General features: G+C 64.5%; 22 protein-coding genes. All 22 read left to right on the plus strand.

The genetic code is table 11. The annotated features are described in order from the left end of the window. Positions 1–1,371: autotransporter outer membrane beta-barrel domain-containing protein (locus KTQ37_RS05915; protein ID WP_218629574.1), on the plus strand; the 1,371-nt coding region annotated here is incomplete at its 5' end. Positions 1,372–1,472: 101 nt separating this feature from the next. Further along, positions 1,473–2,843, plus strand: coding sequence for a sensor histidine kinase (locus tag KTQ37_RS05920; protein WP_218629575.1), 1,371 nt, complete (start codon positions 1,473–1,475; stop codon positions 2,841–2,843). Continuing rightward, positions 2,840–3,838, plus strand: coding sequence for an NADH-quinone oxidoreductase subunit B family protein (locus KTQ37_RS05925; RefSeq protein ID WP_218629576.1), 999 nt, complete (start codon positions 2,840–2,842; stop codon positions 3,836–3,838). Before KTQ37_RS05920 ends, KTQ37_RS05925 begins: the two co-directional genes overlap by 4 nt. Next, positions 3,835–5,262 (plus strand): nickel-dependent hydrogenase large subunit, encoded by a 1,428-nt coding sequence (locus KTQ37_RS05930; protein ID WP_218629577.1) that lies wholly within the window; start codon positions 3,835–3,837, stop codon positions 5,260–5,262. Before KTQ37_RS05925 ends, KTQ37_RS05930 begins: the two co-directional genes overlap by 4 nt. A gap of 9 nt (positions 5,263–5,271) precedes the next feature. Next, positions 5,272–7,521 carry a carbamoyltransferase HypF gene (gene hypF / locus KTQ37_RS05935; protein ID WP_218629595.1) on the plus strand — a complete coding sequence of 750 codons (2,250 nt, stop codon included), beginning with the start codon at positions 5,272–5,274 and terminating at the stop codon, positions 7,519–7,521. A gap of 206 nt (positions 7,522–7,727) precedes the next feature. Beyond that, positions 7,728–8,804 (plus strand): hydrogenase small subunit, encoded by a 1,077-nt coding sequence (locus KTQ37_RS05940; protein WP_218629578.1) that lies wholly within the window; start codon positions 7,728–7,730, stop codon positions 8,802–8,804. Between the two features lie 3 nt (positions 8,805–8,807). Next, entirely contained in the window at positions 8,808–10,601 is a 1,794-nt protein-coding gene (locus KTQ37_RS05945; protein ID WP_218629579.1) for a nickel-dependent hydrogenase large subunit, read from the plus strand. An 11-nt stretch (positions 10,602–10,612) separates the two neighbouring features. Beyond that, complete coding sequence (locus tag KTQ37_RS05950) at positions 10,613–10,801, plus strand: hypothetical protein (RefSeq protein ID WP_218629580.1); 189 nt, start codon at positions 10,613–10,615, stop codon at positions 10,799–10,801. A gap of 3 nt (positions 10,802–10,804) precedes the next feature. Next, positions 10,805–11,584 (plus strand): Ni/Fe-hydrogenase, b-type cytochrome subunit, encoded by a 780-nt coding sequence (gene cybH / locus KTQ37_RS05955; protein WP_218629581.1) that lies wholly within the window; start codon positions 10,805–10,807, stop codon positions 11,582–11,584. 278 nt (positions 11,585–11,862) lie between these two features. Next, positions 11,863–12,495 carry a HyaD/HybD family hydrogenase maturation endopeptidase gene (locus KTQ37_RS05960; protein WP_218629582.1) on the plus strand — a complete coding sequence of 211 codons (633 nt, stop codon included), beginning with the start codon at positions 11,863–11,865 and terminating at the stop codon, positions 12,493–12,495. After that, entirely contained in the window at positions 12,495–12,815 is a 321-nt protein-coding gene (locus tag KTQ37_RS05965) for a HypC/HybG/HupF family hydrogenase formation chaperone (RefSeq protein WP_218629583.1), read from the plus strand. Before KTQ37_RS05960 ends, KTQ37_RS05965 begins: the two co-directional genes overlap by 1 nt. A 16-nt stretch (positions 12,816–12,831) precedes the next feature. Continuing rightward, positions 12,832–13,248 (plus strand): thioredoxin domain-containing protein, encoded by a 417-nt coding sequence (locus KTQ37_RS05970; protein ID WP_218629584.1) that lies wholly within the window; start codon positions 12,832–12,834, stop codon positions 13,246–13,248. Positions 13,249–13,252: 4 nt separating this feature from the next. Continuing rightward, positions 13,253–14,080, plus strand: coding sequence for a hydrogenase expression/formation protein (locus tag KTQ37_RS05975; RefSeq protein ID WP_218629585.1), 828 nt, complete (start codon positions 13,253–13,255; stop codon positions 14,078–14,080). Continuing rightward, positions 14,080–14,889, plus strand: coding sequence for a [NiFe]-hydrogenase assembly chaperone HybE (locus KTQ37_RS05980; RefSeq protein ID WP_218629586.1), 810 nt, complete (start codon positions 14,080–14,082; stop codon positions 14,887–14,889). The genes KTQ37_RS05975 and KTQ37_RS05980 overlap by 1 nt, the downstream gene beginning before the upstream one ends. Then, positions 14,886–15,773, plus strand: coding sequence for a hypothetical protein (locus KTQ37_RS05985; protein ID WP_218629587.1), 888 nt, complete (start codon positions 14,886–14,888; stop codon positions 15,771–15,773). Before KTQ37_RS05980 ends, KTQ37_RS05985 begins: the two co-directional genes overlap by 4 nt. Next, a complete protein-coding gene (gene hypA, locus KTQ37_RS05990; protein ID WP_218629588.1) occupies positions 15,766–16,107 on the plus strand; it encodes a hydrogenase maturation nickel metallochaperone HypA in 342 nt (113 codons plus the stop codon). The genes KTQ37_RS05985 and hypA overlap by 8 nt, the downstream gene beginning before the upstream one ends. Then, entirely contained in the window at positions 16,107–16,955 is an 849-nt protein-coding gene (gene hypB / locus KTQ37_RS05995; RefSeq protein WP_218629589.1) for a hydrogenase nickel incorporation protein HypB, read from the plus strand. Before hypA ends, hypB begins: the two co-directional genes overlap by 1 nt. After that, the gene (locus KTQ37_RS06000) at positions 16,955–18,430 is read left to right on the plus strand and encodes a sigma-54-dependent transcriptional regulator (RefSeq protein WP_218629590.1); all 1,476 of its coding nucleotides are present in this window, start codon (positions 16,955–16,957) and stop codon (positions 18,428–18,430) included. The genes hypB and KTQ37_RS06000 overlap by 1 nt, the downstream gene beginning before the upstream one ends. Further along, positions 18,430–18,720, plus strand: coding sequence for a HypC/HybG/HupF family hydrogenase formation chaperone (gene hypC, locus KTQ37_RS06005; protein WP_218629591.1), 291 nt, complete (start codon positions 18,430–18,432; stop codon positions 18,718–18,720). Before KTQ37_RS06000 ends, hypC begins: the two co-directional genes overlap by 1 nt. Further along, positions 18,717–19,853, plus strand: a complete 1,137-nt coding sequence (hypD, locus tag KTQ37_RS06010) for a hydrogenase formation protein HypD (protein ID WP_218629592.1) — start codon at positions 18,717–18,719, stop codon at positions 19,851–19,853. The genes hypC and hypD overlap by 4 nt, the downstream gene beginning before the upstream one ends. 50 nt (positions 19,854–19,903) lie before the next feature. Next, entirely contained in the window at positions 19,904–20,926 is a 1,023-nt protein-coding gene (gene hypE, locus KTQ37_RS06015; RefSeq protein ID WP_218629593.1) for a hydrogenase expression/formation protein HypE, read from the plus strand. A gap of 505 nt (positions 20,927–21,431) precedes the next feature. Beyond that, positions 21,432–21,770, plus strand: a 339-nt coding sequence (locus tag KTQ37_RS06020) for a hypothetical protein (protein WP_218629594.1), incomplete at its 3' end; no start/stop codon positions are given.

Here is a 21,770-nt window from a genome sequence, read left to right on the forward strand (position 1 = left end):
GTCGATCTGGTGTTTAAGCTTGTGGTGAGCGACGGGGAGTTTTCGTCCGAAGCGAGCGTGACGGTGACGGTGAACCCTCCGGCGCGGCCGAACACGGCGCCGACGGCGGATGCGGGGTCGGACCAGTTTGTGGAGTCCGGTGCGGGCGTGATGCTCGACGGCACGGGCTCTAGCGATCCGGAGGACGATCCGCTGAGCTATGAGTGGACCCAGACCGGAGGGCCGATGGTGACGCTCAGCTCGGGGTCTTCCGCGCAGCCCAGCTTCACCGCGCCGGATATCGCGATGAACGAACCGGCGGCGGAGCTGACCTTCCAACTGGTGGTCTCGGATGATCAGGGCAATGACTCGGCGCCCGATACCGTCGTGATTACGGTGGCTCCGGCCAGGTTCGACGATGGCATCGCACGGCGGGCCTTCGGTGAGGCGACCTCGCAGTTCATCGAGCGACGCATCGAGCGGCTCATGGCGAGCGAGCCCAATGCCTATCTGCTCGATCGGCGGCGCAATGCCGAGAACAATCCGCGCTTCTCGATCCGCCCCTCCGAAACCTCGGGCGTGCGGTTCAGCGCCCGCAACGTCTCGGAGGACCGCGACTGGTATCTCTGGAGCGAGGGGATCTGGTCGGTCTACGAGGATGCCAGTGGCAGCTATGGAACGCGCGACGGCGAGTTCGGCCTGATCTCCTTTGGCGCGGACTTCCTGGCGAATGAGCGCCTGTCGCTTGGCCTCATGGCGCAGTTCGACAGTTCGGACGAAACCGCAGACAACGGGTTTGATATCTCGGGCAAGGGCTGGCTGCTTGGTCCCTATCTTTCGGCCGAGTTGTCGCGCAATCTCTTCATGAGCGCGCGGCTGTCCTGGGGGCAATCCTCCAACGATGCCGAGATTGATGTCTTCGGTCTGGGTGACATCTATTCGGGTGAGTTCGATACGTCGCGCTTCTATTCGACGGTGTCGCTCTACGGGAAGTATCAGGCGGGTGACGCCGTGCTGACGCCCTTGCTCAAGCTGCAACACCTGCGTGAATCGATGGATGCGTTCACTGTCAGCGGCCCGGAGGGTGCGACCGAGATCCCGAAAGGGGTGAGCAAGCGCACGCGCCTGTCTGCCTCGACCGAATGGGAATACCCGATCTCGCAAACCGGGTCCGAATGGGCGGTCTTTGTCGAGCCAGAGTTGAACTGGACCCGCACGACCTCGACCGCCTCGGAAGATCGCAACGAGGTGGCCGGTGCCGTCGAGATCGGCGCGCGCACCTTGCCGGGCGCCGATTGGAGCGGCGAGGTGTCTCTGCGCTATGACGGCTTCGGCGGAGACGATACGCTTGAGGCATTGACGCTGCGCTCGCTCTTGCAGCTGAGGTTCTGATTGTTCCGCATCCCGCGGCCGCACGCCGGCTGCGGGATGCGGAGCACCGGCCTATCTTGCACCGTGCCCCCGAGTGGCTATGCTCCTTCCCAGGAGGTCCCATGGCCAAGAACCCGCCGCGCGACGCCGCGCCAAGCTTTGATGCCTCGAAACTGAGCGCTCTGCTGCCAAAGGCGGGCGGTGCGGGCGATGATGTCTGGTTCGACGTGCTGTCGGCGGTGGATCGGACCTATGCTGATCTTGTCGATTATCAGGAACGGCTTGAGCGGCAGAACCACGAGCTTGAGGAGTTGCGCTCGTTTCTTGGCTCGATACTGGCCTCGGTTTCCGATGTGCTCATCGTGGTGTCGCGGGCCGGGTCAATCCTGGAGACCTCGGCCTCGGTGGCCAAACTGACAGGCAAGCCGCTGTGGGAATGGCATTCGCGCCCGCTGGCGGCCATGTTCGCTCCGGCGGATGTGGACGCTCTCGACCGCGCGCTGGCCGAAGCCACCAATGCACGCGCCCCGGTGACGATCGAGGCTTCGCTGATCGGCCCCGAGGAACTCGCGCCGCTCGAGTTGTCGATCAGCCCACGGATGGATGATCGCGGGCGGGTCGCGGGATATGTGCTGACCGGGCGCCCAGTGGGCGAGTTGCGCAAGGCCTATTCCGCGCTGGAGAAGGGGCACGAAGCGCTGAAATCCACCCAGGCGCAATTGGTGCGCAACGAAAAGCTGGCATCCCTCGGGCGGCTGCTGGCGGGCGTGGCGCATGAGCTGAACAACCCTATCAGTTTCGTCTATGCGAACGCCCATGCGCTGGAGCGTTACGCGGGCAAGTTCGAAACCTATTTCGAGCAGGTTCAGTCCGGTGCCAGTCGTGACGAACTGATCGCCCTGCGCGAAGACCTCAAACTCGACCGCGAGGTCCGCAATCTGCGCGAGGCCGTGAGGGGTGCCCGCGAGGGGGCCGAGCGGGTGCGCGATATCGTCGAAGACCTGCGCCGCCTTTCGGCCGATGGAACGGGCGAGATGGTCGTCTTCGATCTGGTGGAAACCGCGCAGGTGGCGGCGAACTGGGTGTCGCGCGGCGCGCGCAAGTCTGTCGATGTCCGCTTCTCGGGGTTGCCCGCGCTACGGGTGCGCGGCCGGCCCGGCCATATCCAGCAGGTCGTGATGAACCTTGTGCAAAACGCCTTCGATGCGCTCGAAGGCCGCGAGGGCGCGCATATCGAGATCGGTGCCGAGGTCGACGGGGGCCGCGCGCAGCTTTACGTTCGTGACAACGGGCCGGGGGTGCCGCCCGAGGTCGCTCAGACGATTTTTGACCCGTTCTTCACCACCAAGCCCGTCGGGCGTGGCACCGGGCTTGGGCTGTCGATTAGCCACAAGATCGCCGAAGAGCATGGCGGGCGGCTACGGCTATGCCCCGATGCGCAGGGCGGAGCCTGTTTCCGGATCGATCTTGAACTGGCGGAGGGCGCGCAATGAACGTTCTGTGGTTGCAGGCGTCGGGCTGCGGCGGCTGCACGATGTCGCTCTTGTGCGCCGAAGACCCCGACGTGTTTGAAACGCTCGGCGGGGCGGGGATCCGGTTCTTGTGGCACCCTTCGCTCTCGGTCGAGACCGGGGTCGAGGCGCTGCGCATCCTAGAGGCGGTCGAGCAGGGCGCGGTTGCGCTTGATGTCCTGGCCATCGAGGGTGCGATCGCGCGGGGGCCGCGCGGGACCGGCAAATTCCAGATGCTTGCAGGCACGGGGCGCTCGATGCTCGATTGGTTGCGCGCCTTGGCGCCGCTGGCGCGCGACGTGGTGGCGGTGGGCACCTGTGCGGCCTATGGCGGGGTGACTTCGGCTGGCGGCAACCCCTCGGATGCGGTCGGCGTGCAATATGAAGGCGCTCATGCGGGCGGTGTGTTGCCCCCCGAATTCCGAGCAGCCTCGGGGCTTCCGGTCATCAATGTTGCAGGCTGCCCGACCCATCCGGGCTGGGTGACCGAGACGCTTTTGATGCTGAGCGAGGGCGCCCTGGGCGCGCAGGATCTGGACGCTCTTGGGCGGCCGCTTTTTTACGCACAGCACCTGGTGCATCACGGCTGCCCCAAGAACGAGTTCTACGAATACAAGGCCTCGGCGGTCGGTCTGTCGGATATGGGATGCATGATGGAGCATCTGGGCTGTATCGGCACCCAGGCGGTGGGCGACTGCAATATCCGCCCCTGGAACGGCGAGGGTAGCTGCACGCGCGGCGGTTATCCCTGCATCAACTGCACCGCGCCCGAGTTCGAAGAGCCGCGCCACCCGTTCACCCAGACGCCGAAGGTCGCGGGCATTCCGGTGGGGCTGCCGACCGACATGCCCAAGGCTTGGTTCATGGCGCTGGCCTCTCTGTCGAAGGCGGCTACCCCGCCGCGTATTGCCCGCAACGCGACCGCGCCGCGCATTGAGGTGCCACCCACGCTGCGTAAGCCGAGGGGGGGCACATGAGCGACACGCCACGTCTGGTCGTTGGCCCGTTCAACCGGGTCGAGGGCGATCTTGAGGTGCATCTTGAGCTTGCCGAGGGGTACGTTGCATCTGCGCGGGTCAATGCGCCGCTCTACCGCGGGTTCGAGCGGATGCTGGAAGGCAAGGACCCGCGCGATGCGCTGACCATCACCCCCCGGATTTGCGGCATCTGCTCGATTTCGCAATCCGCCGCTGCGGCGCGGGCCCTGGGGGCAGCGATGGGGGTCGCACCCACGCCGCAGGGGGCGGCGATGGCCGCGCTGATCCATGCCGTCGAGAATGTCTCGGACCATCTGACCCATTTCAACCTGTTCTTTATGCCCGATTTCGCCCGCCCGGTGTATGCGGGGCATGTCTGGCATGATCGCGCGGTGGCGCGGTTCACCGCCATTGAGGGCTCGGCCATCCGGACTGCGGTCGAGGCGCGGGCGAAGCTGATGCACATCCTTGGGCTCATGGCGGGGAAGTGGCCGCATACGCTGGCCATTCAACCCGGCGGTGTCACGCGCGCGCCGGGGCCACGCGACAAGATCCGTATCGAAACGACGCTGCGGGCCTTCCGGCGTTACCTCGAAGAGGTACTTTTCGGCGCCCCGCTTGAGGCTTTCGCGGCCCTGTCCAGCGCAGAGGAGATGATGCGCTGGCAGACCGGCGATGCCGGGCTGTTTCTGGAGATCGCGCAGGATCTGCGACTGAACGATCTGGGGCGCGGCGCGGGGCGCTACATGAGCCATGGCGCCTACCCGCTGGAAACGGGCCACGGTTTTGCGCCGGGGCTATGGGGTGGCGGGCTGGGCCCGCTCGACCTTTCGGGGCTGACTGAGGATCTGTCGCATGCCTGGATGCTGGGCGCGGAGGCTCACCCTTTCGCCGGCGAGACCCGCCCCGACGAGGCTATGCGTGAGGGTGCCTATAGCTGGTGCAAGGCGCCGCGCCTGAATGGTCAGACGTTCGAGGTGGGCGCGCTGGCGCGTCAGGTGATCGACGGGCATCCGTTGGCGCGCGATCTGGCGGGTGGCGGGGTGCTGGCGCGGGTTGCTGGGCGCTTGCTGGAGATCGCGCGCACCCAGATATTCATGGAGGAGTTGGCGCGCGGCATCGACCCTGCCGCGCGGTTCATGATCCACGCTCAGATACCCGAGCATGCGCGCGGTGTCGGCCTGGTCGAGGCCGCGCGCGGCGCCCTTGGGCACTGGCTGCGGATCGAGCGTGGGCGCATCGCAGGCTATCAGATCATCGCGCCCACGACCTGGAACTTCAGCCCGCGCGATGGGCAAGGAGTGCCCGGTCCGCTCGAAGCCGCGCTGGTCGGTGCTCCGGTCGGGGAGGGGGAGACGACCCCGGTCAGCGTTCAGCATATCGTGCGCAGCTTCGATCCCTGCATGGTCTGTACGGTGCACTAGATGGCGGGGATGAACGGCGTTCAGATCCGGGTTCGAGGGCAGGTGCAAGGGGTGGGGTTTCGCCCCTTCATCTGGCGTCTTGCGCAGGGTCACGGCCTGGTGGGCGAAGTGTTGAACGACCCCGAGGGGGTGCTGATCCGTGTCCTGTCGGCTCCTGCTGGCTTCCTTGCCGATATTCGCAGCCTTGCGCCGCCCTTGGCGCGGGTAGATGCGGTTGAACTGGGCGAATGCCGGTTTGAACTTGCACCCGTCGGCTTCACGATTGCGGCCAGCGCGGGGCAGGGCGCCGAGACGCGCGTTACCCCGGACGCCGCCACCTGCCCGGAGTGCCGGGCTGAAATTGCCGAACCCTGCCGCCGCAAGGGTTATGCCTTCACCAATTGCACCCACTGCGGGCCGCGCTTTTCGATCCTGCGGGGGCTGCCCTATGACCGGGCGCAGACGACCATGGCCCCGTTCGAGATGTGCCCGGCCTGCCGGGCAGAATACTCCGACCCGGCCGACCGGCGCTTTCACGCGCAGCCCGTTGCTTGCCCTGACTGCGGCCCCCGACTGTGGTTCGAGCGGGCCGCTGCCGAGATGCCCGGCGATCCGATCGCGCAGGCCGTGGCGGATTTGCGCGCGGGTCGGATCGTCGCGATCAAGGGGCTTGGCGGCTTTCATCTTGCCTGCGATGCGCGCAACCCCGAGGCGCTGGCGCTCTTGCGTTCGCGCAAGCGCCGCCCCGCAAAGCCTTTCGCGCTGATGGCACATGAGGAGGTGCTGCACGACGTGGCGCATCTGTCCGGCGCCGATCTCGTGGCGCTGCGTGCGCCCTCAGCGCCGGTGGTGCTGGTGTCCGGGCGGGGCGTCTTGCCCGAACTGATCGCACCCGGAATGACGCAACTGGGGGTGATGCTGCCCTATACGCCTCTGCATCACCTCTTGCTTTCGGCCTTCGACGGGGTGCTGGTGATGACCTCCGGCAATCTCTCGGGCGAGCCGCAGGTGATCGGCAATGACGAGGCGCGCGCGAAACTGAGCAATTTCGTCGATGGTTTCGTGATGCATGACCGCGATATTGCTCGGCGTCTTGATGACAGTGTGGTGCGGGCGGACCCACCCATGGTGCTGCGCCATGCGAGGGGCCGCGTGCCGGGAACAATTCCCATGCCGAAGGGGTTCGAGGATGCCCCGCAGGTTCTGGCGCTTGGCGGGCAGATGAAGGGTGCAATCTGTCTGATCAAGAACGGTCAGGCGCTCCTTTCCCACCATCTGGGCGATCTTGACGATGTGCTTTGCCTTGAAGAATTCCACAAGGCCGTGGCGGATTACCGCGCGCTCTTCGATCACCGGGCCGATTGCATCGCCGTCGATGCCCATCCCGGCTACCGCGCCACGCAGGCGGGCCAGAACATGGGGCTGCCGCTGGAAGGGGTGTATCATCACCATGCGCATCTGGCCGCCTGTCTGGCGGAAAACGGCTGGCCGCGCGATGGGGGGCCGGTTGCGGGTATCATCCTCGACGGGACGGGCCTTGGGGCGGATGGCACGATCTGGGGCGGAGAACTGCTGTTGGGGGAATATGCCCGCGCCGAGCGTATCGCGCATCTGCGCCCCGTCGCACTGCCCGGCGCCGACCGCGCCGCGCGCGAGCCTTGGCGCAACCTGCTCGCACAACTCGATGCGGCGGAGCTTGGCGTTGAGGCGGATCGAATTCTGGCGGACAAGCCGATTGGGCTGCTGCGTCAGGCCATCTCTGCGGGTCTGAACGCGCCGCTTTCATCTTCGGCCGGGCGGCTGTTTGACGCTTTCGCGGCGGCTCTCGGGTTCCTCGGTCCGCAAAGCTACGAGGGTGAGGCCGCAGTGTGGCTCGAGGCGCTTGCGCTGACCGCACCCGGAGATGCGCGGGCCTATACTCTCGGGCGCGTAGGCGCGGCGCTTGATCCCCTGCCCATGTGGCGGCAATGGCAGGCTGATCGCAACGCCGGGGTTTCAGCGCCGGTTATGGCGTACCGGTTTCACGCCGGTCTCGCGCGGGGCTTTGCCGATCGGGCCCGAGAACTGGTCGAGAGCGGGCAGGCCCAGGCGGTCGCGCTGTCGGGGGGCTGTTTTCAGAACGCCCTGCTGCATCGCCTGACACTGGACGCGCTTGCAGGGCTGCCCGTCCTGACCCATTGCGACGTACCCGCCAACGATGGCGGGCTTGCACTCGGGCAAGCGCTGGTTGCCGCGGCGCGGCAGAATCCCGGTATACCATCGCATCCGGTTACTGGCTGACCGCTTGGGCGCGGGATCGGTCAATGCGTTACCGCCCTGATAGCCAGGAAAATACTCTTACCAGTTGATTTATAAAGGAAACGCCGACAAGTCGGCTTTCCAACTTTGTGGTCGTTTCGCCACGGAACCCCTGCCATGCCGGTAGAATAACGCGCGCACCCTGTTCGGGAGGGGGCGCGACCGGCACCGAAAGGGGGAGGCAAACCTTGTCGAACATCGAAACCTTCTATGACGTGATGCGGCGCCAGGGGATCACCCGGCGCAGCTTCATGAAATATTGTTCGCTCACAGCGGCGGCCCTCGGCCTTGGCCCCGCCTTTGTGCCTAAGATCGCCGAGGCAATGGAGACCAAGCCACGCACGCCGGTGATCTGGTTGCACGGGCTGGAGTGCACCTGCTGTTCGGAAAGCTTCATCCGTTCGGCCCATCCGTTGGCCAAGGATGTCGTGCTGTCGATGATCTCGCTCGATTACGACGACACGCTGATGGCGGCGGCGGGTCACGCGGCCGAAGCGGCCTTCGAGGAGACGATCGAGAAATACCGCGGCAACTATATCCTCGCCGTCGAGGGTAACCCGCCGCTTAACGAAGACGGGATGTTCTGCATCACCGGCGGTCGGCCTTTCGTGGAAAAGCTGCGCCACGCAGCCGAAGGCGCCAAGGCGATCATCAGCTGGGGCGCCTGCGCCTCTTATGGCTGCGTGCAGGCCGCCGCGCCCAACCCGACCCGCGCGACGCCGGTGCACAAGGTCATCACCAACAAGCCGATCATCAAGGTTCCGGGCTGCCCGCCGATCGCAGAGGTGATGACCGGTGTCATCACCTACATGCTCACCTTCGACCGGTTGCCCGAACTGGATCGCCAGGGTCGCCCGGCAATGTTCTACAGCCAGCGCATCCACGACAAATGCTACCGCCGGCCGCATTTCGATGCCGGCCAGTTCGTCGAGAACTGGGACGATGAGAACGCGCGCAAGGGCTATTGCCTCTACAAGATGGGCTGCAAGGGGCCGACCACTTACAACGCCTGTTCGACCGTGCGCTGGAACGAGGGGGTAAGCTTCCCGATCCAGTCGGGCCATGGCTGTATCGGCTGCTCGGAGGACGGCTTCTGGGATCAGGGCTCGTTCTATGACCGGCTGACCAACATCAAGCAATTTGGGATCGAGGCCAATGCCGACAAGGTCGGCTTTGCTGCGGCGGGCGCCGTTGGTGGTGCCGTCGCGGTGCATGCAGCGGTTTCGGCCCTGCGCCGCGCCCAGAAAAAGAACGAGGAGGCGTAATCCATGACCACCCAAACGCCGAATGGCTACACTCTCGACACTTCCGGCAAGCGGATCGTCGTGGACCCTGTGACCCGGATCGAAGGGCACATGCGCTGTGAAGTGAACGTCAATGACGAGGGCATCATCACCAACGCGGTGTCCACCGGAACGATGTGGCGCGGGCTTGAGGTGATCCTCAAGGGCCGTGATCCGCGCGACGCCTGGGCCTTCACCGAGCGGATCTGCGGCGTCTGCACAGGCACCCATGCGCTGACCTCGGTCCGCGCGGTCGAAGACGCGCTCGGGATCTCAATCCCGGACAATGCGAACTCGATCCGCAACATCATGCAGCTGAACCTGCAAATTCACGATCATATCGTGCACTTCTATCACCTGCATGCGCTCGACTGGGTGAACCCGGTCAACGCGCTGCGCGCCGACCCCAAGGCTACGAGCGAGTTGCAACAGGCTGTCAGCCCTAGCCATCCGCTCTCCAGCCCCGGCTATTTTCGCGACGTGCAGAACCGGCTGAAGAAATTCGTCGAGAGTGGCCAGCTTGGCCTGTTTAAGAACGGCTATTGGGATAACCCGGCCTATCTGTTGCCGCCCGAGGCGGACCTGATGGCGACGACGCACTATCTTGAAGCGCTCGATCTGCAAAAGGAGATCGTTAAGGTCCACACCATCTTCGGCGGCAAGAACCCGCACCCGAACTGGCTGGTGGGTGGCGTGCCGTGCCCGATCAACGTCGATGGCGTGGGTGCGGTCGGCGCGATCAACATGGAGCGCCTGAACCTTGTGTCCTCGATCATCGACAAATGCATCGAGTTCAACCGCAACGTCTACCTGCCCGATGTCGTCGCGATCGGCGGCTTCTACAAGAACTGGCTTTATGGCGGCGGGCTGTCGTCGAAAGCATGTCTGGCCTATGGCGACATCCCGGAAAATCCGAATGATTTCAGTGCCGAGCAGCTTCACCTGCCGCGCGGGGCGATCATCAACGGGAATCTCAACGAGGTCCATGACGTCGATCCACGCGACCCGGAGCAGGTGCAGGAATTCGTCGATCATTCGTGGTACACTTACGGTGAGCCGGGCAAGGGCCTGCACCCCTGGGATGGCGTGACCGAGCCGAAGTTCGAGCTTGGCCCCAACGCGAAGGGCACCAAGACCAACATCCAGGAACTCGACGAGGCCGCCAAGTACTCCTGGATCAAGGCGCCGCGCTGGCGTGGCAACGCCATGGAGGTGGGTCCCCTGGCCCGCTACGTAGTGGGCTATGCCAAGGGGCACGAGGATATCAAGAACCAGGTCGATGGATTGCTGCGCACCATGAACCTGCCGGTCTCGGCGCTGTTCTCGACGTTGGGGCGGACCGCGGCGCGGGCGCTGGAATCCGAGTACTGCGGCCGGCTGCAAAAGCACTTCTTCGACAAGCTTGTGCAGAACATCAAGAACGGCGACAGCAGCACCGCGAATGTCGAGAAATGGGATCCCTCGACCTGGCCGAAGGAGGCCAAGGGCGTCGGCATGACCGAGGCGCCGCGCGGCGCGCTTGGCCACTGGATCCGCATCAAGGACGGCCGCATCGAGAACTATCAATGCGTGGTGCCAACCACCTGGAACGGCAGCCCGCGCGATGCGGCAGGTAACATCGGCGCCTTCGAGGCCAGCCTGATGAACACCAAGATGGAGCGCCCCGAAGAACCGGTCGAGATCCTGCGCACGCTGCACAGCTTCGACCCCTGTCTGGCCTGCTCTACCCATGTCATGTCGCCCGATGGTCAGGAACTGACCACCGTCAAGGTTCGCTGAGGGAGGAAACCATGAAGAAACTTGCACTTATGTCCGCGCTCGTGGCGGCTCCGGCCTTCGCGCATGAGGGGCACCCCGAAGCCACGGGGCCTTTCGGGCACGAGATCGCGCACCTCGCTCTGGCGGCGGGGGCCATCGTCGCGGTCTATGTGGGCCTTGAGGCGCTGCGCAAGGTGGTGGCCTGGCTCCGGGAGCGCTGAGCCATGAGCGACAGCAACATTCACAGCTCGGCCCGCGCGCCCGACGAGATATTCGAGGCGGCGCGCCTGACCGGCGATGCCACGCTTGAGGATCTCGAGTCCATCCGTCGCCGCACCTCGGTCTATGTCTACGAGGCGCCGGTGCGCCTGTGGCACTGGGTCAACGCGCTGGCGATCACCGTTCTTTGCGTGACGGGTTTTCTGATAGGGAGCCCGTTGCCCTCGATGCAGATCGACGAGGCCTATAACCAGTTCGTCTTCGGCTACATCCGGTTTGCGCATTTCGCGGCCGCGATGATCCTGACCGTCGGGTTCTTCGGGCGTATCTACTGGGCGTTCGTGGGTAACCATCACGCCAAGCAGATGTTCTACATCCCCATCTTCAACCGCCGCTACTGGAGCGAGCTGTTCTTCGAGTTGCGCTGGTACTTCTTCCTCGAGCGTGAGCCGAAGAAATACGTGGGCCACAACCCGCTTGCGCAGATCGCCATGTTCTTCTTCATGACGCTCGGGCTCAGCTTCATGCTGGTAACCGGATGGGCGCTTTATGCCGAGGGCGCGGGGCAGGGCAGTCTTCCTGATACCGCGATGGGCTGGGTGTTGGGGATCGTGCAGAACAGCCAGCGGCTGCACACGCTGCATCACCTGGGCATGTGGGGCATCGTGGTCTTCATGATCATCCATATCTACGCTGCGATCCGCGAAGATATCATGAGCCGCCAGTCCATGGTTTCGACGATGATTTCCGGACACCGGACCTTCAAGGATGACCGTGTCGAGTAAGGCTCTCCGAAGCCGTGAGTATAGGGCGCGAGGGAAACCTCGCGCCTCTTTCTTGGCATGAACGCTTCCAATCTCTCCAAAACAGTGGAAAGCTACTTTCCGGTTTTGCTGTGTGGATGCTTCTTGGTGGAGGCACAAAATATTGCAAAAACAGTCAGATACGCGAATTGCGATGAAGTTGGCGATTTTCGCGGTGAGGCGGCTCTGCAAAGTCTATTTTCGAATCCAATCGCGGGCGCAAAGCCTCCTGCCAGCATCCGGTCTTAGGGAGGGACCTCATGCCAGCCAGCCAACCTGAAAAGGTACTTATCCTCGGGATCGGAAACGTGCTGTGGGCCGATGAAGGCTTTGGCGTGCGCTGCGTCGAAACCATGGCGCAATCCCACGCCCTGCCAGAAGACGTGCGCATCATGGATGGCGGAACGCAGGGGCTCTACCTGCTGCCTTTCCTTGAGGAAACCGATGCGCTTCTGGTCTTCGATGCAATCGATTTCGGGCTGGAGCCGGGTACGCTCCGGGTGCTGCGTGACGACGAGGTGCCCGCTTTCATGGGGGCCAAGAAGATGTCGCTGCATCAGACGGGCTTCCAGGACGTTCTGGCCACGGCTGCCCTTCTGGGTCGCGCGCCTGAGCGTTTGACGCTGATCGGTTGCCAGCCGGTCGAGCTTGAGGACTACGGCGGCGGGTTGCGCCCGGCGGTGGCCGCGCAGATCGCACCCGCCATCGACTACGCCGTCGCCGAGTTGACGCATTGGGGTTTCCCGATTGTCGCGGGCAGCACCGAAACCGGCGATCTGGCCGACAGTTCGATCCGCCGCGACGCCTATGAGGGCGGCCGCCCGGCGGCGCACGAAGCCTGTCGCACCGGGGATGAACGCTTTTTCCCGACGAGCGCGAAGGAGCCCGCCTGATGTGCGTAGGTGTCCCCGTTCAGCTGATCGCCTGCGACGGCATTCGTGGTGAGGTGCTCGAGGATGGCCAGCCGGGGCTGATCGACCTGTCACTGACCCCGGATGCACGCCCTGGCGACTGGCTGCTCGCGTTTCTCGGCAGCGCCAGAGAGATCATCGACGCGGATCAGGCAAGCAAGATCTCGGCGGCGCTTGAGGGGCTGCGCGCCGTAATGGCCGGAGGCGATCCGGGGTCGGCCTTTGCCGATCTGGAGGCCCGCGAACCGCAACTTCCCGCCCACCTTCAGGCCGCGCTGGCCGCTGGCCGCTCTCACGGCTGAGATAAACGAGGACAAGATGCACGATCTGGTTTCCCCCGCCGCCCCTGCCGCCTCTGGCAAGACCCATCCGTTGGTTGCCCGATTGATGACTGAGCTAGGCTATCCGCGCCTTGCCGATTTCGAAGACCTGCGGCGCTTCATCAACCTTCCGGGCGCGCATTGCATCTTCGTGCCGGGCGATGCGGCGCGAAACCTTGAAACGCCGGACGCGGCGGTCATCCTGCCCGAGCTGCGAATGACCTTCCAGCATGCCTTCGACTGTGCCGTCGCCGATGACGCCATCGAGGCCAAGCTGCGCGAGGCAACGCGGGCGCTGAAGACACCCGCCTTTCTGTTCTACCGCGACGGTACCTTCCTGGGCGCGATCGAGAAGATCCGCGACTGGGACGACTACATGACCCGTGTGACCCATATCCTCTCTGTGAAAGGCTGACCTGATGGTTTCGAACTTTCATCTGCCGCCCATTGGCTTTGGCCCCGGATCACAGTCCGAGGAAGGCGAAGAGTTGCACTACATGCAGCTTCCCTCGGGAATGCGAACCTACTCGGCGCATATGCCGGAGATCGATGATCCCTCCGCAGTGACACCAGCCCTGAAGACGCTGGCCGATATCGCCTCGGCCGCCGAAGCTTGTGCGCGGGGCGGCATGGCGCGCTTCGATCTGGGTGGCCTCGATGCGGCCAATCGAGCTCTGATCGCCGAGGCCATGGGGCAGGGCGAGGTGGCGATGAGAATTCGCGGCATTCCGGCGCTGCGGGTGCAGGAGTCGGTCTTTGCCGGGGTCTGGATGATCGCCGGGGCCGGTGTTGACCAGATCGAGGTCGGCGCGGTGCCCTCGGCGGCGCTTGGCCGCGCGTTCGAACCCTTCCGCCCCGCGAAAGGAGCGCGCCATGCGCTGTCGGCCGGGGTCGTGAATGCGCCCGCGCTGGCAGTCGAGTTGCTGGACAAGTCGGCCGCCTACATGGGCGGTGCGCCGCATGTGGTCAACCTGACCCTGTTGCCGCACACCGAAGAGGACCTGATCTGGCTCGACGAGGTGCTCGGCGAAGGCGCTGTGACGATCTTGTCGCGCGGCTACGGCAACTGCCGCATTACCGCGACGGCTACGCCGCATGTCTGGCGGGTGCAGTTCTTCAACTCGATGGACACTCTCATCCTCGATACGTTCGAGGTGACGACGATGCCCGAGGTCGCCATGGCCGCGCCCGAGGATCTGGCCGACAGCGCCGAGCGCATCCAAGAAGTGCTGGAGGCGACCCGGTGATGCCGCGCGGGTTCGAAGGGTCCTACATGGGGGCGAACGACCGGATTTCGGATCGGGCCGTTATGGAATGCAAGATCTGCTGGACGCCCTATGACCCTGCCGAGGGCGACGACTTCCGCCAGATCCTGCCAGGGACACCGTTCTCGGCTCTGCCCGGGGACTGGAAATGCCCCAATTGCGATGCGCCAAAAGAGCAGTTCATGGTTCTGGAAGACCCTGGCGCCCCGGAGATGCTTGAGGCACGCCGGATCGAGGAGGTGGTCGCCCGCCTGGTCGCCGACTTCCGAGAGGTCTGGCACGCGAAGATGCGCGATGTGCCTATGGTGAACAAGGCACTCTCCGTCGAGGCGGTCGGGTTTCGCAGCCACGACGGGCGCCCGCTTGGGGTGCTGCTAAGCCCGTGGTTCATGAACTTGATCCTCCTGCCTCGCGCCGATGAGGATTGGTCGAGCCTGCTGCCCGGCGCGAAGGAGCAGATCGAGTTCCCCTCGGGCACTTATGAATTCCTGCACAACACGCGCGAGATGGTCGGGGGGTACAAGGCGTGCTCGCTGTTCTCGCCGATGGGGGATTTCCAGACCCAGATGCAGGCGACCGATGTCGCCCGCGCGGTCATGGACGAGTTGTTCAAAGAGGAGAACCGCGCCGAGACCGACCGCAAGGCCGAGATCCGCGCCGCCCGTGAGGCCGAACTGGAGGCCGTCGCCGAGGCTGAAGCCGTGCCGGAAGCCGCCCAGCCCACGCGGCGCCGGCTGATATCGGCGGGCTTGGCCGACGCGGCGCAAACGCGGGAAAGCGGGGCGGAATGAACGGGGCGCTCGGCATTCATCTTGCGGTGAGCGAGGGGCGTGTCTCGCCTGCGATCACCTCAGCCACGGCGGTGCCCGTGGCCACCATGATGATTGACCGGGCACCGGAAGAGGTCGCGGCGCTGATGCCGCGCCTGTTCAATCTGTGCGGCGTCGCGCAGGGGCTTGCCGCCCGTCTGGCGCTTGGTTTGCCGCATGAGGGGGGCGGAGATCTTGGGCGCGAGATTTTGCGTGACCATCTTGCCAAGCTTTGCCTGCACTGGCCGCACCTGTTGGGGTTGGCGCCCGCGCCGTTGCCCGAGGGTTGGTCTGCGGGCGGCGCGCCGCTTGTTACGGCGATCTGGGGTGGGGCGCGTCCCACTCATGCGGCGGATTGGCTCGCCTCGGGGCGTGGGGTCGCGCCGGTTCTTGCGGCGCTGGCGGCCAGCTTTGCGCCGGGCGAGGCAGTCGCGCAGGTGCCTGCCCTGACTGCGCCGCTCAGCGTCACGGCGCAAGAAAACTCGCCTGCGGGACGCAGTGCGGATGACCCGCTGATGGCTCAGATCGCGCGCGATTTCGGGCGCGGTCCGCTTTGGCGCGCGTTTGGTCGGTTGGTCGATCTGGCGCGGATGGCGGAGGCACCGCCGCAAGCGGAGCTGATTGCGGCGGGAACCGCTCTGGTTCCGGCGGCACGCGGCACCTACGCATTGACCGCGCACCAGAAGGACGGGCGCGTCACCGCCTTTGCGCGCGTGACCCCGACCGATCACCTGACCGCGCCGGGTGGTGCATTGGAGCAATCTCTGGCCCGGCTGCCTGCGGCAAAACTCTCGCTCGCGCGGCTGGTGGTCGATATTCTCGACCCCTGTGTGCCGGTAGAGATCGCGGAGGTGAGCCATGCATGAGATGTCGATCGCCGAGGGTATTCGCGGCATCATCGAACAATCCGCGCGGCAAAACGGGTTTGATCGCGTGACGCGCGTGCGTCTTGAGATCGGCCGCTTTGCGGGCGTGGAAACCGGGGCGCTGAGCTTTGCCTTCGAGGTGGTGATGCGCGGCTGCGCGGCCGAGGGTGCCGCGCTTGAGATTATCGAACTGCCTGGGCGTGCGCTTTGCTACGACTGCGGCGAGACCGTCGAGATCGCCGACCGTTTCGACCCATGCCCCAACTGCGGCGGTGGCAAGTTGCTGGCGCGAGGCGGGGATGAGATGCGGATCAAGGATATGGAGGTGCTGTGATGTGCACGGTTTGCGGCTGTAGCGGGCATAGCGTGGAGGATCAGTTCCGCGCCCATCTGGAAAAGACCGGCCAGGCCAAGCCCGCGCCCTTCGCGATGATCGCTCCGAAGCACGCGGCACCGACAGGCCACAGCCACGATTTGCACATGGGTCTTGGCCCGGCGGGAACCGAGGTGCCGGGCATGAGTCAGGCGCGTCTGATCGAGATCGAGACGGACATCCTGAACAAGAACAACAGCTATGCCGCGCGCAACCGGACTGCTCTCTCGGCGAAAGGTATTCTGGCGGTCAATCTGGTCTCGTCTCCGGGGTCGGGCAAGACCACGCTTCTGTGCCGCACGATCGAGATGCTGGGCGCACAGCCGCTGGCGGTGATCGAGGGCGACCAGCAGACCAGCAACGACGCCGACCGCATCCGTGCCACCGGCGCTCCCGCGCTTCAGGTCAATACCGGCAAGGGCTGTCATCTGGACGGCAACATGGTCGAGCAGGCATTGGCGCGGCTGGATCTGCCTACGGGCGCGCTGCTTTTCATCGAGAATGTCGGCAACCTCGTGTGCCCGGCTGCGTTCGATCTGGGCGAGGACGCCAAGATCGCGATCCTGTCGGTGACCGAGGGCGAGGACAAGCCGCTCAAATACCCCGACATGTTCGCGGCCGCGCGGCTTGCTATCCTCAACAAGATAGACTTGGCGCCTCATTGCGATGTGGATCTTGATCTCTACGAGGCCAACCTGCGCCGCGTGAACCCCGAAATCGAAGTGCTGCGCCTGTCCGCCCGCACCGGTGAGGGGATGGCGGGCTGGATCGACTGGCTCAGACGCGGTCTGGCCGCGAAGGGGGCGTGATGGCTGGTTCGGCACGCCCCGCGATCCTGCTTGTCGATGATGAGCCGCATTCGCTCTCGGCGATGAAGATGGCGCTTGAGGATGAGTTCGAGATTCTCACCGCGACCGGCGCCGAGCAAGCCTCGCTCTTGCTTGAGGAAGAATGGGTCCAGGTGATCTTCTGCGACCAGCGGATGCCGGGCCGCTCGGGTGTCGAGTTCCTCTCGGAGGTGCGAGAGCGCTGGCCGGAGACCGTGCGGATCATCATCACCGGTTACACCGACACGCAGGCGATGGTCTCGGCGATCAATGACGCGGGCATCCATCAGTTCCTGACGAAGCCCTGGCATCCCGAACAGCTTCTTGCCGCCGCCCGGAACGCGGCGCGGATGTTCCAGCTGGCGCGCGAGAATGAGCGCATGGCACTGGAGATGCGTTTTCTCAACACCACCTCGGAAAGCCGCCTTGAGAAGCGCCGCCGCGCACTGCGCGAGGGGATGGGGTTCGAAACCATTCTGCGCGCGCCCTGCTCGGCGATGAATCTGGTTGTAGAAACGGCGCGGCAATATGCCAGTTTCGACGTTCCCGTCCTGATCCGTGGCGAGCCGGGCACCGGCAAGGCGCAAATGGCGCGGGCGATGCATTACAGCTCGTTGCGTTCGGACAAGCCCTATTACGAGTTGAATCTCGCGGGGATGCCCGAAGAGCTTGTGATGATTGAGCTGTTCGGCGCCAAGCGCGGGGTGTTGCCCGGTGGCGTCGCCAAGATCGGTCTGGCGCAGAAGGCCGATCGCGGCACTCTGTTTCTGGCGGGGATCGAGTCGGCCTCGCCCGCTTTGCAGCTTCAACTGTTGCGGATGCTGAGCGATGGGGCGATCTCGCCGCTCGGCGGACAGGAGACGATCTCAACCAACCTGCGGTTGATTTGCGGTGCGGCGGGCGATCTGCGGCAGGCCGTGGCCGATGGCCGTTTTCGCGCGGATCTTTATTTCGCGATCTCGGTGGGCGAAGTCGCGCTGCCGCCCCTGCGGGCCCGGCGCGGTGATGTGGCGCTGCTGGCGCAATCGGTTCTGGCGGATGTGGCGGCGGCGCATGGCAAGCAGCTTCTGGGCTTCGATGCCCCGGCGCTGGAGTTTCTGGAGAATTACGACTGGCCCGGCAATCTGCGCGAACTGACCAACGAGGTGACCCGGATGCTGATCTTCGCGCAGGAGAACGTGCTCGGGGCCGATGTGATCTCGCGCCATATCTTGCAGGCTCCGCCTTCGGAAGAGGGGGCTGATCGCGCGGCCGAGGGCGTGATGACTGCCGAGGGGACACTCAAGGATCGCGTCGAGCTGATCGAGATGCGGATCCTTCGCGAAACCCTGACCCGCTGTCGCTGGAACAAGAGCCGAGCGGCGGCGGAGCTTGGCCTGTCGCGCGTGGGGCTGCGCGCAAAACTTGACCGTTATGGCATCACCGATCCGTCGGCTGCCCATGAGGAGGAAGACTGATGTGCTTGGGAATACCGGGACAGATCGTTGCAATCACCGATGAAGGGCGCCTGCTGGCCATGGCCGAGGTGTCGGGTGTGCGCCGCGAGGTGAACGTGGCCTGTGTGGCCGAGGGGGCGCTTGAGGCGCTGGTCGGTCAGTGGGCTCTGATCCACGTCGGCTTTGCGATGAGCCTGATCGACGAGGACGAGGCGGCAAAGACGCTTGAGGCGTTGCGCGATCTGGGAGAGGCGCAGGAAACGTTGGAACAGATGGCCGCCGGGGCCGCCGCACTGGAGGAACGAGCATGAAATTCGCATCCGAATTCCGCGACCCCAAGGCCGCGAAGGCGCTTCTGGTCGAGATTGCGCGCGTGGCAGACGAGATCGGCGCCACCCGCGAAAAGCCGGTGCACATCATGGAAGTCTGCGGCGGACATACGCATTCGATCTTTCGCTACGGTCTGGACAAGCTGGTCCACGAGGGGATCGAGTTCATCCACGGACCCGGCTGCCCGGTCTGCGTGCTGCCGCGATCGCGCGTCGATGAATGCATTGAGATTGCCGAGAGGCCGGGGGTGATCTTCACCACCTTCGGTGATGCGATGCGGGTGCCGGGCTCCAAGCGATCATTGCTGCAATCCAAGGCTGACGGGGCGGATATCCGCATGGTCTACAGCCCGCTCGACGCACTGGAACTGGCGCGCCGCAACCCCGAACGCGAGGTGGTCTTCTTCGGTCTGGGGTTCGAGACTACAACACCCTCGACCGCGCTCGCGATCCAACAGGCGGCGCGCGAGGGTCTGACGAACTTCTCGATCTTTTGCAATCACATCACAGTGCCCGAACCGATCAAAGCGTTGTTGGACGATCCGCATATGTGCCTGGACGGGTTCATCGGACCCGGTCATGTCAGCATGGTCATCGGTATCCACCCTTACGACTTCATCGCTCGCGACTATGGCAAGCCGCTGGTGGTGGCGGGGTTCGAACCGACGGACCTTCTGCAATCGGTGCTGATGGTGCTCAGCCAGATCGCGCAGGGTCGCGCGGAGGTTGAGAACCAATACGCTCGCGTCGTGCCGGAGCATGGCAATCGCGTAAGTCTTGCCGCAATCGCCGATGTCTATGAGCGCCGCCCGAGCTTCGAGTGGCGCGGCCTGGGGGAGATTGATGCCTCGGGGCTGCGAATTCGCCCGACCTATGCGGCGTTCGACGCCGAGGAGAAATTCGGCATTGGCTATGCGACGGGCCAGCGCGAGGTTGAGGAAGCCGAGGGCTGTGCCTGTGGCGCTGTGATGACCGGGCGCGTGAAGCCCGTGCAGTGCCCGCAGTTTGGCAAGGGATGCACGCCGGAAATGCCGCTTGGGGCTTTGATGGTCAGCTCCGAAGGGGCGTGCGCGGCCTACTGGCAATATGGCGGCGCCCGCGCGGCGGCCGAGTGAAGGAACCGGGGCTCTGCCCCGGACCCCGGGATATTTGGAGCAAAGACGAAATGGCACTGCGGGACGAACGGGTAACGCTGGCGCATGGTGGCGGCGGCAAGGCAATGCGGGATCTGATCGAGGAGGTCTTCACCTCGGTCTTCCAGCCGCCGGGCATGGAGGACCAGGCGCGCCTGAGCGCCGAGGCCCTCACCGAGCCGGGCGCGAAACTGGCCTTTACCACCGACAGTTTCGTTGTGACGCCGCTTGAATTTCCGGGCGGCGACATCGGCAAGATCGCGGTCTGCGGGACGGTCAACGATCTTGCGGTGGGCGGCGCGCGCCCGCTGTGGCTGTCGGCGGCCTTCATCATCGAAGAGGGTACCGAAATCGCACTTTTGCGGCGCATCGTGGCAACCATGGTACGCGAGGCCGAGGCTGCGGGGGTGCGTATCGTGACAGGCGATACAAAGGTCGTCGGTCGTGGCGGCTGCGATGGGGTTTTTGTCACGACGGCAGGCGTGGGCGTGATCCCTCCCGGGCGCGTGATGGCGGCCGAGCGGGTGCGCCCGGGCGATGTGGCGATCGTGAACGGTGTTCTTGGGGATCACGGCGCGACGATCCTAGCGGCGCGCGGCGATCTATCGATCAGTTCGGCGATCAAGAGCGATTGCGCCTCGCTCGGGCATCTGATGGAGGCCGTGATCGCCGCGGCTCCGCAGGCGCGTGCCGCGCGCGATCTGACACGCGGTGGCCTTGCCTCCGCGCTTAATGAGATTGCCGAAGCGGCCGGGTGCGGGATCGAGATATCCGAGGCCGATCTGCCCCTGCGGGCTGAGGTGGTGGGTACCTGCGAGATTCTAGGGCTCGATCCGCTTTATCTGGCGAATGAAGGGCGCGTCGTTGTTTTTGTTCCACCAGAAGAGGCACAGGCCGCGCTGACGGCGATGCGGGCATTCGCTGAGGGTCGCAATGCTGTCGTCATCGGGCAGGCCGTGTCCGCGCACGCGGGCCAAGTTCGTATGAAGACCGCATTGGGCGGCGCACGTATCGTGGACATGCTGGTGGGCGAGCAACTGCCGCGGATCTGCTGAGCGGGCGAGTTTGGCCCTGTCCGATGTTCACCCGGATGATCGCCGCCGCACGGCGGTTTCGGGGGGAATGGGCCATTGCGGTTGCGCAGTTTTGCGTGCTGTTGGCCATGTGGGCAGGGCAGGCGATACATATCTTTTTGCCGATGCATGACGGGCGCTGCCCGGCTCTTGCCACGATTGTGACAAAATCTCCCGATTCTTGACCGTTTCGTCAGTTCCCGTGATGCGGTTCTATTGTTCGCATAACAGGAACTAACTGTTCAGCCCGGGCGTGTTATCTCGCCCGGCTTCTGCCGATAATTCAAAAAAACCACTGAAAATATAAGGTTACGTTTGGTCAACCGTGCCGTGTTGGAACGTTCTCGGTCCTGTTGGTCCCCGATCTCGCGGAGTTTATCGATGGTTCCAATTGGGGCGAAATCGTGGCATCATTATGGGGCAAATTGGTTCAGAAAGCGGCGCAAGACGGGCAGTACCTGTCGGGGTCGCGATGGTGGGGATGATTATGAAAAAGAAAAACTTGTTCTTACTGACGATTTCGGGTGCGGCAATTTCACTCGCAATCTCGTCGGGTTCGGCTGCTGCGCAGACGACCTGTGACCGCTCGACCGCGATCCAGTCGCTCTCTGCGGATACGCTTTGCGGGTGCGAAGTGGTGACCCGCGACATGCTGAGATACATTCAGGGGCATGAGATGTTCGAGGAGGTCCTTCAGGCGACCTCGGCGCGCTGCCCCGGTTTTGCGGCAGTTCTGACTGACCAGCCGACGGCGTCGATCGCTGGCAATCCGAACGGGACCAACGGCGGCGGCAATACGTTGGGGAATGACTTCGCTTCGGGAACT

It is taken from the genome of Sedimentimonas flavescens (assembly GCF_019264375.1).
GTDB lineage: Bacteria > Pseudomonadota > Alphaproteobacteria > Rhodobacterales > Rhodobacteraceae > Rhodobacter > Rhodobacter flavescens.